Source organism: Bacteroides timonensis, assembly GCF_000513195.1.
GTDB classification, from domain to species: domain Bacteria; phylum Bacteroidota; class Bacteroidia; order Bacteroidales; family Bacteroidaceae; genus Bacteroides; species Bacteroides timonensis.
The window spans coordinates 1-18,634 of sequence record NZ_CBVI010000136.1 but is presented as its reverse complement, the minus strand read 5'-3'; the positions used below and the strand labels follow the sequence as shown (position 1 = coordinate 18,634).

The 18,634-nt window shown below is 44.1% G+C and carries 11 protein-coding genes and 1 pseudogene; 5 read left to right on the top strand and 7 right to left on the bottom strand.

All coding sequences use genetic code 11. The features are described 5' to 3' along the window. Positions 1-178 precede the first annotated feature (178 nt). Both BN161_RS24090 and fabD read right to left on the bottom strand, forming a co-directional pair. Entirely contained in the window at positions 179-706 is a 528-nt protein-coding gene (locus tag BN161_RS24090) for a hypothetical protein (protein ID WP_044155190.1), read from the bottom strand. Positions 707-960: 254 nt separating this feature from the next. Further along, complete coding sequence (fabD, locus tag BN161_RS24085) at positions 961-1,848, bottom strand: ACP S-malonyltransferase (protein ID WP_044271097.1); 888 nt, start codon at positions 1,846-1,848, stop codon at positions 961-963. Positions 1,849-2,420: 572 nt separating this feature from the next. On the opposite strand from fabD, the gene BN161_RS24080 reads away from it, so the two are divergent. The 4 genes from BN161_RS24080 to xylE all read left to right on the top strand — a co-directional run bounded on the left by BN161_RS24080 (position 2,421) and on the right by xylE (position 7,723). Next, complete coding sequence (locus tag BN161_RS24080; protein WP_044271101.1) at positions 2,421-3,152, top strand: NUDIX hydrolase; 732 nt, start codon at positions 2,421-2,423, stop codon at positions 3,150-3,152. Between the two features lie 98 nt (positions 3,153-3,250). Continuing rightward, a complete protein-coding gene (locus BN161_RS24075) occupies positions 3,251-4,741 on the top strand; it encodes a xylulokinase (protein ID WP_044271095.1) in 1,491 nt (496 codons plus the stop codon). A gap of 93 nt (positions 4,742-4,834) precedes the next feature. Continuing rightward, positions 4,835-6,151, top strand: a complete 1,317-nt coding sequence (xylA, locus tag BN161_RS24070; RefSeq protein ID WP_044271094.1) for a xylose isomerase — start codon at positions 4,835-4,837, stop codon at positions 6,149-6,151. Between the two features lie 120 nt (positions 6,152-6,271). After that, a complete protein-coding gene (gene xylE, locus BN161_RS24065; protein WP_044271093.1) occupies positions 6,272-7,723 on the top strand; it encodes a D-xylose transporter XylE in 1,452 nt (483 codons plus the stop codon). 97 nt (positions 7,724-7,820) lie between these two features. On the opposite strand, the gene BN161_RS24060 is transcribed toward xylE, so the two are convergent. Then, positions 7,821-11,096 (bottom strand): TonB-dependent receptor, encoded by a 3,276-nt coding sequence (locus tag BN161_RS24060; protein ID WP_044271091.1) that lies wholly within the window; start codon positions 11,094-11,096, stop codon positions 7,821-7,823. 217 nt (positions 11,097-11,313) lie between these two features. On the opposite strand from BN161_RS24060, the gene BN161_RS24055 reads away from it, so the two are divergent. Further along, entirely contained in the window at positions 11,314-12,846 is a 1,533-nt protein-coding gene (locus tag BN161_RS24055) for a carbon-nitrogen hydrolase family protein (protein WP_007662724.1), read from the top strand. A gap of 26 nt (positions 12,847-12,872) precedes the next feature. Here BN161_RS24055 and BN161_RS24050 read toward each other — a convergent pair whose 3' ends face one another. From BN161_RS24050 to BN161_RS24035, 4 genes and pseudogenes are all read right to left on the bottom strand, one after another. Further along, positions 12,873-13,574 carry an SIMPL domain-containing protein gene (locus BN161_RS24050; RefSeq protein ID WP_044271085.1) on the bottom strand — a complete coding sequence of 234 codons (702 nt, stop codon included), beginning with the start codon at positions 13,572-13,574 and terminating at the stop codon, positions 12,873-12,875. A gap of 95 nt (positions 13,575-13,669) precedes the next feature. Further along, complete coding sequence (locus BN161_RS24045; protein WP_044271099.1) at positions 13,670-14,932, bottom strand: TolC family protein; 1,263 nt, start codon at positions 14,930-14,932, stop codon at positions 13,670-13,672. Beyond that, positions 14,919-18,013: pseudogene (locus BN161_RS24040) on the bottom strand (efflux RND transporter permease subunit). The gene BN161_RS24045 and the pseudogene BN161_RS24040 overlap by 14 nt, the downstream one beginning before the upstream one ends. 18 nt (positions 18,014-18,031) lie before the next feature. Further along, a partial coding sequence (locus BN161_RS24035; protein ID WP_044271082.1) for an efflux RND transporter periplasmic adaptor subunit occupies positions 18,032-18,634 on the bottom strand: 603 nt, incomplete at its 5' end.

Below are 18,634 nucleotides of genomic sequence, written 5' to 3'. Positions count from 1 at the left end.
TGATGCAAAACTAGCAATATTCCGCATTACAAGATTGCTAGTTTTGCATCATGACATTGCTTGTTATAGTTATTGGATTTAATTTGTTTTATAGCTGATTTTAACTCCTGATTCTTATTATTCATTTAAGTTTCATAAGTACTTTAACTCCTGAATATCATAACTTGCGAAACTTCAATTATTTATTTATCTTTTTTAGAATATTCCGTATGGTAGTCTTAACGCCTGTGGAGTAATATTCGGTATCTGCATTCTCTAATATGAGTTGCAGCTCTTTCAAAAGTTCCGGCTCAGACTTGCAAAGCTGGTAAGCCATTCTGATAGATAATGCCTGCACACCGATACTTTCTTGTGGGGCCAACATGTGATCCAGGCAATAATTTAGCAAATCGACAGAGACAGGATCAGATGCAGGTACATTATATAATATAGACAGCAATAACCGTTTGGAACCATCATGTTGGCAGACCAATAATCGCTGAATAATATCATCCAGCAATGGAACAAACCAGCCGGGATGCTTCTCACTTACTTTCTCACATGCCCATATAGCCCGCCATGAAACAACGATTTTATCATCGGAAATCAACTGGTATATATCTTTAAGGTATTCCGGATGCAGGCATATTTCCTGCACCAGCTTATCTATTGATAGTTTGCAAAGAGGCATTGCAAGGGTGTTTTTGTATTCGTCGATTTTCTCCATATCATGCATGTTTTTGCAAAGATAATGCAAATCGAACGCAGAACTTTCATGCTTGCATGAAAAAGTTATGCTGAGATGCAGCTTATCTTATCTAAAGATAATGCAAGTTGAATGTAGAACTTTCATACTTACATGAAAAAGTTTTGTTGAGATGCTGTTTATTTTCCTATTCTGAATGCGGATAGTATGATTACAAAATAAAGGGCCGTCTTTGGTTAAAAAGACAGCCCTTACAAATATGTTGTATTTAAGGATTATGCAATACCGTGAGCAGATACCTCTGGTGCAATCTTCTTGATCAGCCCTTGCAGTACAGCACCTGGGCCACATTCTGTGAAGTCGGTAGCACCATCAGCAACCATATTCTTAACAGTCTGTGTCCAGCGTACAGAAGCTGTCAGCTGAGCAACGAGATTCTTCTTGATCTCTTCCGGATCAGTGTGAGGCAATGCATCTACATTCTGATAAACCGGACATTTGGGAGCGTGGATTTCAGTGGCGTTGATGGCTGCTTCCAATTCAACTTTTGCAGGATTCATCAGTGGAGAGTGGAAAGCACCGCCTACCTTTAAAGGTAAAGCACGTTTCGCTCCGGCAGCCTTCATCAGTTCGCATGCCTTGTTGATGCCTTCGATAGAACCGGAAATTACGATCTGTCCCGGGCAGTTATAGTTGGCTGCAACGCAAACTTCACCTTCAGCGGTTACTTGCTCGCAGATTTCTTCTACTTTGTCATCGGAGAGGGCAATGATAGCCGCCATTGTAGAGGGCTGCGCCTCGCAAGCTTTCTGCATGGCCATGGCACGAGCATAAACCAACTTCAATCCATCTTCGAAACTCAATGCACCGGCAGCAACCAGAGCAGAGAACTCGCCCAATGAGTGACCGGCAGTCATCTCGGGTTTAAAATCATCACCCATACAAAGTGCGGAGATAACGGAGTGGAGGAATACAGCAGGTTGAGTTACCTTCGTTTGACGCAGGTCTTCGTCCGTACCGTTGAACATAATATCCGTAATGCGATATCCCAGGATATCATTGGCTTTTTCAAACAATTCTTTTGCTAAAGCGGAGTTTTCATACAAGTCTTTTCCCATTCCTACGAATTGGGCACCTTGACCCGGAAATACAAATGCTTTCATACTGTTCTTGTTTTAGTAGTTAATTAAAAAAGTGGTGCAAAGGTATAGCTTTTTCTGATATTGACCGCACAAACGAAAGTTTTTTGTGCAATGCTATCGAAACCGAGGACGAGAGTTACAGTGTTTAAAGGAGTTCCTTGCGCACAATCTCCGTATCAGAGCCGTGTCAAGTCCGTACCTGCTCCGTGTCTATAGGATAAGTGCTGATACGGACTTGATACGGAGCAGGTACGGACTTGACACGGAGTTGATATAGAGTTGATATGGAGATAGTACGGAGATGGCGTGTGAAAATACAATAAGAGCCCACATTTTTATTTCTTGCACAAGATACTAAAATCCTTAAGAATAAAGCACTTCACTCTTATTGTACTTCCTACAATTAGCTAATTCTGCTGTTTATCAATAATACATATTGTATTTTCAACGATAAGGCTATGTTTTGATATTGTAATAAGTACGATATGTATTATATTGAAAAATAATGCTTTACAACATAGTATTTTTTAAGTTTCTATTGCTTGAATATTCAAAAAACCTGTTTATATTTGCAGCGCTTAAACATGGATATTATGCAAAACATGGAACATAAAACCCCATTGGCAAACAATCATATCTCAGTAGACTGTGTAGTGATTGGCTTTGACGGAGAACAATTAAAGGTTCTGTTGATAAAACGTGTAGGTGAGGAGCAAGGTGAAATTTTTCACGATATGAAGCTTCCCGGAAGCCTGATCTATATGGATGAAGATCTGGATGAAGCTGCCAAACGTGTGTTGAACGAACTGACAGGATTGAAGAATGTCAACCTGATGCAGTTCAAGGCATTCGGTTCCAAAAACCGGACGAAGGACCCGAAAGACATTCATTGGCTGGAACGGGCCATGGAATCGAGGGTGGAACGTATCGTTACGATTGCTTACCTGTCATTGGTGAAGATAGACCGGGCGTTGAGCCGGAGTCTGGCTGATTTCGAAGCATATTGGGTGGCACTGCAAGATATTAAGGCATTGGCTTTCGACCATAATCTGATTATTAAAGAAGCATTGGTATATATCCGCCAGTACGTGGAGATTAATCCGTCGGCCTTGTTCGATCTGCTTCCACGTAAGTTTACGGCATCACAACTGCGTACTTTATATGAATTGATATATGGCAAGCCTATTGATGTGCGGAACTTCCACAAGAAAATAGCGATGATGGAATACGTTGTTCCATTGGAGGAAAAACAACAGGGAGTTGCTCACCGTGCCGCACGCTATTACCGATTCGATAAGAAGATATATAATAAGGTAAGAAGATAAAGAGATTTATGATTCATCATAAGCGGAATAAATCATAGATCAAGGGTCATAAATTTCAAACAAAATAAATCATAAATCAAAAATCATAAATTAAAAGCATGTATTTATTAGGCTATGACATTGGAAGCTCGTCCGTAAAAGCGAGCCTGGTAAACGCCGAAACCGGCAAATGTGTATCTTCTGCTTTCTTTCCGAAGACAGAGGCGGCAATCATTGCAGTTAAACCGGGTTGGGCGGAACAAAATCCCGAAAGCTGGTGGGAAAATCTGAAGCTTGCCACACAGGCTGTCATGAATGAATCGGGTGCAAACGCAGGTGAAATCAAGGCAATCGGTATCTCTTATCAGATGCATGGATTGGTATGTGTGGACAAAGACCAGAATGTGCTGCGTCCTTCCATAATCTGGTGTGACTCGCGTGCTGTGCCTTACGGACAGAAAGCTTTCGAAACGCTGGGAGAAGAGAAATGTCTCTCACATCTGTTGAACTCTCCGGGTAACTTCACTGCCTCTAAACTGGCATGGATAAAGGAAAACGAACCGGCCATCTACGAACGGATTTATAAGATTATGCTGCCGGGTGATTACATCGCCATGAAGTTGAGCGGTGAAATCTGTACCACTGTTTCCGGACTTTCGGAAGGTATGTTCTGGGATTTCAAAAACAATCGTGTAGCCGATTTCCTGATGGATTATTATGGTTTCGATAACTCTCTGATTGCGGACATCAAACCCACATTCTCCGAACAAGGCCGTGTGAACGCTGCCGCAGCAAAAGAATTGGGATTAAAGGAAGGTACACCGATCACATATCGTGCAGGCGACCAACCGAATAACGCTCTTTCACTGAATGTATTCAATCCGGGAGAAATTGCCTCTACAGCAGGTACTTCGGGCGTTGTGTATGGTGTGAACGGTGAAGTGAACTATGATCCGAAATCACGCGTAAACACATTCGCTCACGTAAACCATACGGACGAACAAACCCGCCTGGGTGTATTGCTTTGCATCAATGGTACGGGTATTCTTAATTCTTGGGTGAAACGTACGATCGCTCCCGAAGGCATCTCTTACAATGAAATGAATGTACTGGCATCACAAGCCCCTATCGGCAGTGCAGGTATCAGCATTCTGCCCTTCGGTAACGGTGCGGAACGTATGCTCGAAAATAAAGAGATCAACTGCTCCATCCGTGGCTTGAACTTCAATCTGCATAGCAAACAACACATTGTGCGTGCAGCTCAGGAAGGTATTGTATTCTCATTCAAGTATGGTATAGATATTATGGAAGGTATGGGTATCCCTGTACAGAAAATCCATGCAGGCCATGCAAATATGTTCCTTAGCTCCATCTTCCGCGATACGTTGGCAGGTGTGACGGGAGCTGTGATCGAACTGTACGACACGGACGGTTCGGTAGGTGCAGCCAAGGGAGCAGGTATCGGCGCAGGTATCTATAAGGATAATAACGAGGCATTCGCAACGTTGGAAAAACTGGATGTTATCGAGCCTAATCAGGCTAAGCGCCAGGAATATGCAGATGCTTATGCACGCTGGAAGCATCGTTTGGAAAAATCAATGGCAAAATAATGCTAACTTAACTCTCCTCTGAAAACGAGGGGAATTAGAATAGTACAGTTAATAATTAAAACATAATTAACCCTTTAAAATTCAATTAAAATTATGGCAACAAAAGAGTATTTTCCCGGAATAGGAAAGATTAAATTCGAAGGTAAAGAGAGTATGAATCCGATGGCATATCGTTACTACGATGCTGAGAAGGTAATCATGGGTAAGAAGATGAAAGATTGGTTGAAGTTTGCTATGGCTTGGTGGCACACTCTCTGCGCAGAAGGTGGTGACCAATTCGGTGGCGGAACGAAACAATTCCCTTGGAATGGTGACTCTGACGCTTTGCAAGCAGCTAAAAATAAATTGGATGCAGGTTTCGAATTCATGCAGAAGATGGGTATCGAATACTATTGTTTCCACGATGTAGACCTGATTTCTGAAGGTGCAAGCATCGAAGAATATGAAGCTAATCTGAAAGCTATCGTAGCTTATGCAAAAGAAAAACAAGCTGAAACTGGTATCAAGCTGTTGTGGGGTACTGCTAACGTATTCGGTCATGCACGTTATATGAACGGTGCTGCTACCAATCCTGATTTCGACGTTGTAGCACGCGCTGCTGTTCAGATCAAGAACGCTATTGACGCTACTATCGAACTGGGTGGTTCAAACTATGTGTTCTGGGGCGGTCGCGAAGGTTACATGTCTTTGCTGAACACTGACCAGAAACGTGAAAAAGAACACCTTGCAAAGATGTTGACTATCGCTCGTGACTATGCACGTGCTCGTGGCTTCAAAGGTACTTTCCTGATTGAGCCGAAACCGATGGAACCGACAAAACATCAGTATGACGTAGATACTGAAACAGTTATCGGCTTCCTGAAAGCTCACGGTTTGGATAAGGATTTCAAAGTAAACATCGAGGTTAATCACGCAACTTTGGCTGGCCATACTTTCGAACACGAACTGGCTGTAGCTGTTGACAACGGCATGTTGGGGTCTATTGATGCTAACCGTGGTGACTACCAGAACGGTTGGGATACTGACCAATTCCCTATCGATAACTACGAACTGACTCAGGCTATGATGCAGATCATCCGCAACGATGGTTTGGGCAATGGCGGTACTAACTTCGACGCTAAGACCCGTCGTAACTCTACCGACCTGGAAGATATCTTCATCGCTCACATTGCAGGTATGGATGCTATGGCACGTGCTCTGGAAAGTGCAGCTAAATTACTGGAAGAATCTCCTTATAAGAAGATGTTAGCTGACCGTTATGCATCATTCGACGGTGGCAAGGGTAAGGAATTCGAAGAAGGCAAATTGTCTTTGGAAGATGTTGTAGCTTATGCGAAAGCTAACGGCGAACCGAAGCAAACCAGCGGTAAGCAAGAATTGTATGAAGCAATCGTGAATATGTATTGCTAATATATTAAGGTGATAAGGTGATGAAGTGGTAAGGTGATAAAGTAATAAAGTAATATCACCCTATCACTCTACCATCTTATCACCTTTTTACTCACATTTATCAACCTAATCTTTTTTATCATGAATGATGCTAACAATGGTAGTAAACTCTACCTATATTCTATTACAACCGTTGCCATTTTGGGAGGCCTGCTGTTCGGTTACGATACGGCGGTAATATCGGGCGCGGAGAAGGGCTTGGAAGCTTTCTTCCTGATGGCTACGGATTTCCAATATGACAAGGTGATGCACGGTATCACTTCTTCCAGTGCACTTATCGGCTGTGTGATCGGTGGTGCTCTTTCCGGTCTTTTCGCTTCCCGTCTGGGACGACGCAATTCGTTGAGACTGGCATCCGTGCTGTTCTTCCTGTCTGCATTGGGTTCTTATTATCCCGAATTTTTATTCTTCAACTACGGTGAGCCGAACATGGAACTGCTCATCGCATTCAATTTGTATCGCGTATTGGGCGGTATCGGTGTAGGCCTTGCCTCTGCCGTATGTCCGATGTATATCGCAGAAATTGCACCCTCTAACATTCGTGGAACGCTGGTATCTTGTAACCAGTTTGCCATTATCTTCGGTATGTTGGTGGTTTACTTCGTCAACTTCCTGATTATGGGCGATCACACGAATCCTATTATCGATAAAAGCACTGAAGGTATATTGTCAGTGAATGCGGCTTCGGATATGTGGAGCGTACAAACCGGCTGGCGTTATATGTTCGGTTCGGAAGCATTCCCGGCTGCATTATTCGGCTTCCTTCTTTTCTTCGTACCGAAGACTCCGCGTTATCTGGTGTTGGTACATCAGGACGAAAAGGCATACTCTATCCTGGAGAAGGTGAATGGTGCAAACAAAGCAAAAGAAATTCTGGCAGAAATCAAGGCTACTTCCAAGGAAAAGACCGAGAAGTTGTTCTCTTATGGTGTGGCAGTTATTGTTATCGGTATCATGCTTTCCGTATTCCAGCAGGCTATTGGTATTAATGCAGTATTATACTATGCTCCGCGTATTTTCGAAAGTGCGGGTGCTGAAGGCGGTGGCATGATGCAAACTGTTATCATGGGTATTGTAAACATTGTATTTACGCTTGTAGCTATCTTTACTGTAGACCGTTTCGGACGCAAGCCGTTGCTGATTATCGGTTCTATCGGTATGGCGGTAGGTGCATTTGCAGTGGCAATGTGCGACAGCATGGGAATCAAGGGTATTCTTCCGGTATTTTCCGTAATTGTATACGCAGCATTCTTCATGATGTCATGGGGACCGATTTGCTGGGTATTGATTTCTGAAATCTTCCCGAATACCATTCGTGGTAAAGCTGTGGCCATTGCGGTAGCTTTCCAATGGATATTCAATTATATTGTATCGTCCACGTTCCCGGCACTGTACGACTTCAGTCCGATGTTCGCATACAGCTTGTATGGCATCATCTGCGTTGCAGCCGCCTTCTTTGTTTGGCGTTGGGTACCCGAAACGAAGGGCAAGACTCTGGAAGACATGAGTAAACTCTGGAGAAAAAACAAATAAAATTCTCTCTCCTTTAATATCTTATAAATGCAAAAAGGTGCAACCGGTATGTTTCGGTTGCACCTTTTCTTTTTTGATAAATATAAGCTCGGAATCTTTAATTGAATACGTATCGCAGACCGATCTGAAGCTTCCAACATTCGCTGTAATTCAAGTTTCGGGTGAAGCTTTCGGTAGGATAATTACCGTCACTATCTTTGTACATAGAGAAAATAGGAGTGTTGCTCTCATCCTTACCCTTATAGGTCAGAATTCGTCCACCATTAGCGCCGGACATGTTTTTCGTTACACCCCATTTGCTGTTCAGCAAGTTACCTATATTCAGAATATCCAGGCTGAGTTGCAGCGTATTCTTAGTTTTGCCAATCTTCACGAAGAAGTCGCGACTCCAACGGAAATCAAAGCGGTGTACCCAAGGAGCACGTGCAGAATAAGCTTCGGCATATTCGCCTTTATGCTTCTTCAGATAAGGGTCTTGATTCACAAACATCCAAAAAGCATCTGCATCTTCGGCACTCGTGAACTTGATTTCATCTTTAGTCTCCGGAATGTAAATAAGGTCATTGGTTACGCCATCGCCATTCATATCATTAGAGTACATAAAGCTATAGCCACTGGATGAATATCCGCTATAAAAGAGGCTGAAATTCGAAGATGTTTTCTTATTCAAATGTACGCGCCAGTTAATGGAAGCAACTACACGGTTGGGAGTGACATATTGCGAACGCATGAGTCCCGAGCTGTTCGGTCCGTTGATGGATGGAACGTTTGTCCAGGCGGAATTAGCATCCGAACCAGGCATACCACTGATTTCCTTTGATTCGGTATGAGTATAGGCTGCCATAATATTTACATTCTTGGCGGGTTCTGCCATTACGGTAATGTTACCTGTCCATCCCCAACCTTTAGAAGTGTTTGTTAATACATTCGCGCTACTAATATTCGTGTGTTGCAGGAAGTTTTCAGGATAGATGTAACGATCATCCGGTCCGTTAAAACGTGACCATGTATCTTTATCCGGAGCTTGCACGTTGTAGTTGTATTGGCGCACCGCATTGATATCTTTAGAGAACATTCCTTCCAGTGTGACCATCAGCGGGAAAGATACAGGCAGCTGGTAATCCAAAGCTAATGAGGTTTTCCAGACTTGCGGCATCTTGAAGTCCGGATCGATGCCCACTATGGAGCTTGGCAATACACCTTCTTCCGGACTGATGGTGGTAGGAAGTCCCAATGTGGAAATCATCTGGTTTACATCCGTTATCATAGTACCTTTCAGCAAATCCAGGCGGGGATCGCGACTGGTTACGACACCATCCTTATATCTGGTCGTAATACTTACCAGATTTTGAATCATACCCGAGTTGGTAGGCATATTGGTAAAGAACACCAAAGGAATACGTCCGGTGAAGAATCCTGATCCACCACGCACTTTTAATGTCTTATCATTGAACACATCCCAGGTGAAACCCACACGCGGTGAGAATTGCAGTTTGTTATCGGGCCATGCACCCGTATCAATATGCATACCGTTGAAGTCCAGATTATAGATAGCCTGATTACGCATAATATCATTCAGGAAACTGAGATTATCCATACGTATACCGGCAGTCAATTTAAAGTTATCGCGTATGTTCCATTCATCTTGCAAATAAACACCCAACTGACCGAATTTCACGTCCGCAGAAGGTTTGGTATTACCATTGTACCCATAAGCCAAGGCAAACGATTCGGGTGCAGCTCCATTTTTGAAATCCTCGAAGCTGGAATAGCGGTAATATCCGGTTCCGTTACGCATGTATGAGTTTCCGGCTTTCTGACGTTCGTAGCTGATACCTGCCGTTAATTTATGAGCTCCCAGGTAATAGGTGAAGTTATCCACAATAGTCATAACCGTATTTTTCACCAGGTTGTTATAGGTAAACAACTCATAGCCGGCAGTCATGTAAGGCTCTAATATCTGATTACCGTTTTCGTAGTATCCGGCCATAATATCAATGAAAGGGAAGGGGCTGGAGTTCGTGCCGCGTTCATCTTTCATGTCACTGTATGTAAACAACAGCTGATTGGAAACGTTGGAAGAGAAACGGCTGTTCAATTCGGCAGTAGCCGAGTTTACAATGTTCTGCAAAGAATAGCAAGAGTTTGCATAAGACATGGAGTAAGCCGAAACACGGTTGTATGCCAAACGATACCCAGTATTTCCCGAACTGCCATTGGGTGCGTTCCAGGTTTTATTATTGGTAAAGTTATAGCGTACGCTCAACTTATTTCCCTGATTGATATTCCAGTCAATACGGCCCAGTAACTTCAAATTGGTGACATCAGCAGGAAAATCTGTGAACGAACCGGTATTGTATCCGTATTTGTCTTTCAGAATCTGGGAGAATTCCGCCAGATCTGCTTCCGTAGTACGTGAAATAGTGGAGTTATTCGGGTCTTCTCCTTCTCTTGCCGCACGCCATGTAATTACTTGCTGCGGGCTCTTTTCATACTCTACATTTGCAAAGAAGAACAGCTTGTCTTTAATGATAGGACCACCAAATGTAGCACCGTAAACAGTCTTGGACTCTTCGGCACGCACACCGAAATCAGTATCGCCAATTTTGTTACCGCGCATCACTTCATTGTTGAAGTACATATAAGCGCTACCTCTGTAAGCGTTTGTACCCGATTTCGTAATGGCATTGATACCTGCACCGATAAAGTTTGCCTGACGTACATCGTATGGGGCAATTACTACCTGCACTTCATCAATGGCATCCAGCGAAATAGGATTTCCACCTCCGGGCAAATCAGACGACAGACCGAAGTTGTTATTCATATTCGCACCGTCTACCGTGAACGTATTGGAACGTCCGTCACGGCCGCCAAAGGAGTTTCCTGAAGCATACGGGGAAATGCGGGTAAAGTCGCTGATACTGCGGTTAATGCTGGGCAATGTGGTGAGCTGTTCAGAAGAAATATTGGTAGTAGCTCCCGTTTTTTCAGCACTGAATTTTGACTTACTGGCCGTAATAGTGATTTCTCCCAATAATTCCGAAGCTTCGTGCAGGGTTACATTCAATGAATAAGTTTCACCCAGTTGCAGCTGGATACCTGTATAGATTGCCGTCTGATAACCTATGTAAGATACCGTCACCTTGTAAGGACCACCGGAGCGCATACCTTGCAGACTGAAACGTCCGTCTACATTGGTAACAGTACCGTAACTGGTTCCGGAAGGTTCGTGTACGGCTACAACCGTAGCGCCGATGACAGATTCTTCGTCAGCCATCACTTTACCACTCATTCCGGCAGTAGTTACCTGTGCCTTGAGCATTCCTGTAAGGGAAAGCAAAAGCACAAACAGGAATAACATCTTTTTAGCCATGATTTTTAAAATTTAAGTAAGAAATAAACTGAAAGTTGTAGAAAACGATGCAAAAGTATAAAAAAGCAAAATACTCTTATTCCTAAAGTGTTAAATCCTCATTTCTTTTTTATTGCAAAATCAGTCTCTCACAAAAATGTGCATTCCGGGAGACAATGTATAAGTTTAAACCGTACCTTTGCAGCGGATTTAACTTTTGGTATAAAAAAGAGACATTATGGACTCATTGAAAATCAACAAAGTACAGTTGCGTAATTTACAGATAGAAGACTACGAGCAACTGGCGCAATCATTCACCCGTGTATATACGGATGGCAGCGATGTGTTTTGGACACACAAACAAATTGAAAAACTCATCCGAATTTTCCCCGAAGGACAGATTGTAACCGTGGTAGACGAAAAGATCGTCGGCTGCGCACTTTCCATCATTGTGAATTACGATGATGTGAAGAACGATCATACTTATGCACAGGTGACGGGTAAAGAAACCTTCAATACCCATAACCCTAAAGGCAATATATTATATGGTATTGAAGTCTTTATTCATCCTCAATACCGTGGACTTCGCTTGGCACGCCGTATGTACGAATACCGCAAGGAGCTTTGCGAAACTCTGAACCTGAAAGCTATTATGTTCGGCGGGCGTATTCCCAACTATTATAAATATTCGGATCAACTTCGCCCGAAAGAGTATATAGATAAGGTAAAGCAGAAAGAAATTTTCGACCCCGTATTGACCTTTCAACTTTCCAACGACTTCCACGTACGCAAGGTGATGCGCAATTACCTGCCTAATGATGAAGAGTCCAAGCATTATGCTTGTCTGTTGCAATGGGATAACATTTACTATCAGGAGCCTACGGAAGAATATATTGCACCGAAAACCACCGTGCGCGTAGGATTGGTGCAGTGGCAGATGCGTAGTTATCAAACACTGGATGACCTGTTTGAACAGGTAGAATTCTTTGTGGATGCCGTGTCCGATTATAAGAGTGACTTCATTCTTTTCCCCGAATACTTCAATGCTCCGCTGATGGCAAAATTCAATAATGAAGGGGAATCACAGGCCATTCGCGGACTGGCGGCTTATACTGAAGAGATTAGAGAACGATTTGTTAAGTTGGCTATCAGTTACAACATCAATATTATTACGGGTAGCATGCCGCTTATTAAAGAAGATGGACTTTTGTATAATGTCGGTTTCCTTTGTCGTCGCGATGGTAGTTTTGAGATGTATGAGAAGTTGCACGTCACACCCGATGAAATAAAAAGCTGGGGATTAAGTGGCGGAAAGGCTTTGCAGACATTCGATACGGACTGTGCTAAGATCGGCGTACTGATTTGCTATGATGTGGAATTTCCGGAATTATCCCGTATTATGGCAGACCAGGGTATGCAGATTTTATTCGTTCCTTTCTTGACGGATACGCAAAATGCTTACTCACGTGTAAAAGTATGCGCCCATGCCCGTGCCATCGAAAATGAATGTTTCGTAGTCATTGCCGGTAGTGTAGGTAATCTTCCGCGCGTGCACAATATGGATATTCAGTATGCACAATCAGGTGTGTTTACTCCCTGCGACTTTGCATTCCCGACGGATGGGAAGCGTGCAGAAGCCACACCGAATACAGAAATGATACTGGTATCCGATGTGGATCTGGATTTATTAAATGAATTGCATACTTACGGCAGTGTGCGCAATCTGAAAGACAGAAGAAGCGACTTGTATGAGGTAAGGATGAAGAAATAGAGTCTTTCGTTGCTCTCCGTACGATTCTACTTTATCTCGAACCTCACCAGCATCGAATAATTCAGTTTTATCGTACGGAAAGCATCGTAAGCTTCTGCCTGTGATGAACTTACATTGCTCTGGGATGCAAAATACCGGGAATAACCTGCACTTTCCTGCGGTTCGACAATGCGAATGACATCTCCCAAGCGTTTGCCTAATGCTTCCACCAAATATTCAGCTTTCTTTCGTGCAGCTTTCAATGCCTCTATCTTACCTTTTTGCCGATAGACCTGCATATCCTTGTTTTTCAGTTCCCCGATACGCATGTAGTTGATACCTTTCGTGTCGATAACCTTTAGAATCTCATCTATCTGACTAAAATCAGTCAATGTGATATCAAACCGTTTGGATACCAGGAATTCAAGTCCGCGTTCACGCCAATAGTCACCTACTTCTTGTGTACGGATGGCGTCTTCCGGAATCCCGATCTTTCGTAAGGCAGCTCTCAAATTTCGCTCTATTCCAGTCAATGGCACTTTGGTCCGATAATTCTCCGGTTTGGACTTTCCGTCAAATTCCTCTTCCCAATATTCTTTAATCTCGATAAGATAATGAATCTCGTCGGGTACAAGGGTTATTTCCGAGGTTCCGGTTACTTCAATATACTTCGCATTATCACTGTCCTGACTGAATGCAGTGCCGCACACCAATAGAAATACGGCAAATAATAAAAGTCTAGTTTTCATAATAGTATGTTCTTTAGAGAATTATGTTTGCAATGATACAAAAAATGAGGATATTGTAAAAGTTTACATCCCCTCATTTTTATATTATCAACAATTTATCCCTTTATATCCCAAATTCCGCAGCTGCGTTCCAGCTCGACGAGTGCCGCATTATAATTAAACAGCGTTTCTATATATTGCGCCTGAACTTCATCATACGTCCGTTGTGCATTCAGTATTTCCAACAGAGAAACTTCGCCCCGGTTATAACTGTATATTTTACCTTCAAGCACATCCTGCGCCTGTTTCAGGATTCCACCTTCGTAATGTTTCACTTGAAGTGCCTGCGATTGGAATTGCTGATAAGCTCCCAGAACTTCCCGTTGTACCTGCAAGCACATTTGCTCATATTGCAATTCTGCCTGGCGGGCATGGAAACGGGCAGCATTGACCGCACCTCTATTCAGAGAAGAGAAGTTTAGAGGAATCGCAATCCCCGCACTGACTCCATTGAATGCCGGGGCAGGTGCTTCTTCATTGCGTACACGCTTGTTATGGCTCCATCCTAATGAAAACTCCACATCAGGACGCTTTTCACGCTTAGCCAGAATCAGTTCACGGTGTGCAACCTCCGTATTCTTCAAAGCTGCCAGCAAATCAGAACGATGTTCTATAGCTCCCTCAATCAATCCGTTCAGCACAAATACCTGTTCCGGCTTTTTCAGTTCTTCCACCGGATGAAACAGCGTATCTGTAACTGTGGTTCCAACAAAGAGGGACAGTTGCATATATGCCTGCTTTAAGTCCGTCTCAGCTTGCAGCACCTCGTTATACATGATGTCTGCTTCCAGCCTGCTTTGTATCGCTTCCACCTCCATGATCTTGCCAGATGCCAGACGAATACTATCGGATTTCGCCAGGTCGTACATATTGCTCCATGCACTTCTCTTGATGTCACTGAGTTGTTTTTGCTTCATTACTTCCAGATAAGCAATGGTGGCGTCCGCCTGTAAATTCCGGAAATAATCATCCAGCACAATCTCCGCCAGTTCATTTTGGCTGCGTGCCAACTTGATGCCGGCTGTACGTCTTCCAAAAGTTACGTTCTGAGAAAGTTCCAGTTCGTAGCTTTGCCCCATTTGCAAAGTATGGTCTTCATTGTTGGAATAAGTAAAAGAGAGCGACGGATCATCAAATACCTTGGCAGCTATCACATCTGCATGTGCGGCGCTGACATTCATTTTCTCCGCTGCATATTCCAGATTGTCGGCACTTACTTTATGCATATACTGCTTATAATTAATCGGCTCTACAGTCTGTGCCTGCACTGAACAGGCACAAACGATAAGGGTAAACAACGCAATATTATATCTTTTCATTTCCATCCTTTTTATCTTCCTTTTTTTCCATCATATAATATAAAGTGGGGAGAATATACAGTGTCACCACAGTAGCAAACAGCAATCCGTATACAATAACCGTTGCCAACGGACGCTGTACATCGGAACCAATTCCCGTACTCAGGGATGCCGGAAGCAAACCCAGCACAGCAACAGTAGCCGTCATCAGAATGGGACGGAAACGATGGCGCACACCGGTAACCACGGCATCGCGCAAGTCGCGCCCCCGTTCGCGCAAATTATTGATATGCGAAATCATAATCACTCCATTCTGAATAGCTACACCAATCAGGGCAATGAAGCCTACGGCAGAAGATACATTCAGTGTCATTCCCCGTACATTCAGTGCAAGCATACCGCCGAAGAGTGCCAGCGGAATGATACACATCAATAAAGCCGCCTGCCGGAATTTGCCGAGGGCAGCAAACAATAATAGTAACATAATGCCCAATGTCAACGGAACTACCACACCCAAACGATTGTATGCACGATGCTGGTTTTCAAACTGTCCCGCCCATTTCAGATGAAAATCTTCGTGATTGTATTTCACCTGGTCATCAATCATCCTGTTCGCTTTCTGCAAGAAAGAAGTCAGGTCAATACCACGCAGATTGACGCGGATTGTAAGATGCCGCTTATTCATCTCGCGTGAAATGGTGCTTGCCCCTGTGGTCAGTTTGATCTCCGCTACCTGGCTCAATGGTATCTTGGCGCCTGTGCCCGAAGTCAGCATCAGATTTCCAATGCGTTCCGGTGTATTGCGCGTCTCTTCGCTGAAACGGCAGATGACGTCATACGACTTACTACCCACAAAGATTTGCGAAATAGCCTTGCCGCCAATGGCGAGTTCTATCAGATCGGCCACGTCCGAGACATTCAATCCGTATTGGGCAATACGGTCACGGTCTGCTATAATCTGAAGTTGGGGAAGGGGAGGCTCCTGGTCTACGGCAACATCCGTCGCACCCGGTATCTGCTTGATGACATTAACTACTTTATCGGCAATATGACGCGTTTCCGCGATATCTTCCCCATATATCTTCAGCGCAAGATCACTGTGCGCACCTGCTATCTGGTCCATCACCATGTCAATAATCGGCTGGGAGAAACCTACCGAATATCCCGGCATGGTCATGAGCGTATCATTCATCGCTTCAATCAGCTTGGCTTTATTGCGTCCTGTAGTCCAGCTATCGTAAGGTTTCAAAATCCTACACCACATTCGATGTGCGAAAGGGAAAAGGCTTCTGCACCTTCATCGTCACGCCCCACCTGTGTCATTACGTACGACACTTCCGGAAACTGCCCCAGCTTATGTCTTAATTCAGCTCCCATCTCCTTGGAACGCTCGATGGAGATACCCGGAGGCAATTGTACCTGAATCCAGATAGCCCCTTCGTCCAGGGGAGGGAGGAAATCTTTTCCCACTGCGTAGCTCAAAACACCTGCTAAAACCAGGATTCCTGCCAATACTCCCAATACGGCTTTCGGGCAGTCAATTACACGAACCACTTGTGCGTGATACAGCATCTGCAATTTTTCCAACCAACGGTTATGATATACTTTCCGAGGCTTACGGTAAGCCATATATGCCAGTCCCGGAATCAGAAACAATGCTACACACAGAGCGCCTATCAGTGCATATCCCACTGTATATGCCATCGGTGTAAACAATTTCTTCTCGATATGTTCGAAGGCAAACAGGGGTAAATAAGCGGTTATAATAATAAGGATAGAGAAGAAGATAGGGCGGGCGACTTCCGTTGTACGCCGTAAGATGGAATCTTCTTCCAGTACTTCATCGGGATGCCGTTCACGCTTCTTCAGAATTGTTTCCATCATCACGATAGAGCCGTCTACAAGGATACCGAAGTCAATGGCTCCCAATGAAAGCAGGTTGGCAGGTATATCCGTCACGTGCATCAGGATAAAAGCTATCAGCAGCGATAGGGGAATGGTGACGGCAACGAGCAATGCCCCCCGCCAGCTCCCTAAAAAAAGAATAAGTACCACTATCACTAGGATCATACCCATAAACAGTGTATGCGAAACCGTGTGTAAGGTCATATCCACCAGGTTTGTGCGATCCATAAAAGGATGAATGTGTGTACCTTTTGGTAGTACTTCGTTGTTCAGTTCGTCAATAGCGGCATGTACTCCTTCGAGCACTTGTGAGGGATTCTGACCGCGTAACATTTGCACGATGCCTTCTACACCGTCAGAGAAATTACGTTTACCATCATAAAAGCCCAGTACACCCTTTCGCTCCAGGCTGCCATATTTCAACTTTCCGATATCATCCAGGTACACAGGTACTCCATTATCCGTTTTGATAACGATACGTCCTAAATCTTTCAAATCCTTCACCAGACCGATACCACGAATCACGTAACTCAGATCACCCCGGCTCAACATACTTCCTCCAGCGTTCACATTGTTCATTTCAACTTTCTCTGTCACGTCAGAAAGGGAAATGTCGTACTCTTCCATCTTACGTGGATTCAGCTCGATCTGATACTGGGTAGTGATGCCGCCATAGTTGCTTACATCGGCTACGCCTGTCACTTGTTTCAGTCGGGGAATAATCACCCATTTATGCAAATCGGTGATCTCACGCAGGTCTAGATTATCGCTTTCAATGACGTAGCGGAATATCTCTCCGGTGGGCGAGGTCAGGGGATTCAGCCCCGGTACGGCATCATAAGGTAATTCTACATCTACCAGGCGCTCCTGCACACGCTGGCGTGCCCAGTAGTCATCAATTCCGTCATCAAACACCAGTACCACGGTGCTCAGTCCGAAGGTGTTTTTGCTTCGCATCACATTCAATCCCGGCAGACCGTTTACGGCCCGTTCAATGGGAATTGTGATTTGTTGTTCTATCTCTTCGGCAGCCAGTCCCGGCACTTGTGTCACAATCTGTACGGTGGTATCCGCAATATCCGGATAAGCATCTATTGCCAGTCTTGTCCATGAATAGTACCCCACCACGGCAATGAAGGCAAACAATACGAACATCAGTCCTCGACGATGTATCGCCAGAAAAATCAACTTCTTCATACTATGTAACCCCGGTGTTTAGTTGGCATTCAGCAGATAGAAAGCACCGTCCGAAACATACTTTTCCCCAGATTGTAGGCCGGAAGTGATGACACTCTTGTCACCATCCGTAGCAGAAGTTTCCACTTTTCGTTTCAGGAATTTATTGTTGCCCGAAGAGACCAGTACATACGCCTGTTCTTCTTCCTGCAAAATGGCGGAAGTCGGGATCAAGATGCTTTCAGCAGGCTCGTCAGTCAGTTTCACTGTGGCATACATGGCAGGCTTCATCAGTCGCTCTTTATTATCGCATGCCACTAATACTTCTACCGAACGCGTATCTTCATCCAGCATTTCGTTGATATGGTAGATTGTACCGCTGAAGGTCTGGTTCGATTGCGATACCAAGGATATTTCCACTTTTTTCAATGAAGAGAGCAGGGACATATCTTTTTCTTTCACATTGGCAGCTACCCATACTTCATTCAGATCGGCTACCACGGCTATCGGGTCGGCATCGTCTTTCATGAATTGCCCGATTACAATGTTATTCTTCACTATTTCACCGGAAATGGGTGAACGGACAATCATAGGCTGACCCAGTACTAACTGGTCTGGTTCTATCTGGAATACTTTCAGCGC

Coding starts and splice junctions, on each gene's coding strand:
- BN161_RS24045 (WP_044271099.1), bottom strand. CDS start 14,932: ATGAAAAGATATAATATTGCGTTGTTTACCCTTATCGTTTGTGCCTGT.
- xylE (WP_044271093.1), top strand. CDS start 6,272: ATGAATGATGCTAACAATGGTAGTAAACTCTACCTATATTCTATTACA.
- BN161_RS24050 (WP_044271085.1), bottom strand. CDS start 13,574: ATGAAAACTAGACTTTTATTATTTGCCGTATTTCTATTGGTGTGCGGC.
- xylA (WP_044271094.1), top strand. CDS start 4,835: ATGGCAACAAAAGAGTATTTTCCCGGAATAGGAAAGATTAAATTCGAA.
- BN161_RS24075 (WP_044271095.1), top strand. CDS start 3,251: ATGTATTTATTAGGCTATGACATTGGAAGCTCGTCCGTAAAAGCGAGC.
- fabD (WP_044271097.1), bottom strand. CDS start 1,848: ATGAAAGCATTTGTATTTCCGGGTCAAGGTGCCCAATTCGTAGGAATG.
- BN161_RS24060 (WP_044271091.1), bottom strand. CDS start 11,096: ATGGCTAAAAAGATGTTATTCCTGTTTGTGCTTTTGCTTTCCCTTACA.
- BN161_RS24055 (WP_007662724.1), top strand. CDS start 11,314: ATGGACTCATTGAAAATCAACAAAGTACAGTTGCGTAATTTACAGATA.
- BN161_RS24080 (WP_044271101.1), top strand. CDS start 2,421: ATGCAAAACATGGAACATAAAACCCCATTGGCAAACAATCATATCTCA.
- BN161_RS24090 (WP_044155190.1), bottom strand. CDS start 706: ATGGAGAAAATCGACGAATACAAAAACACCCTTGCAATGCCTCTTTGC.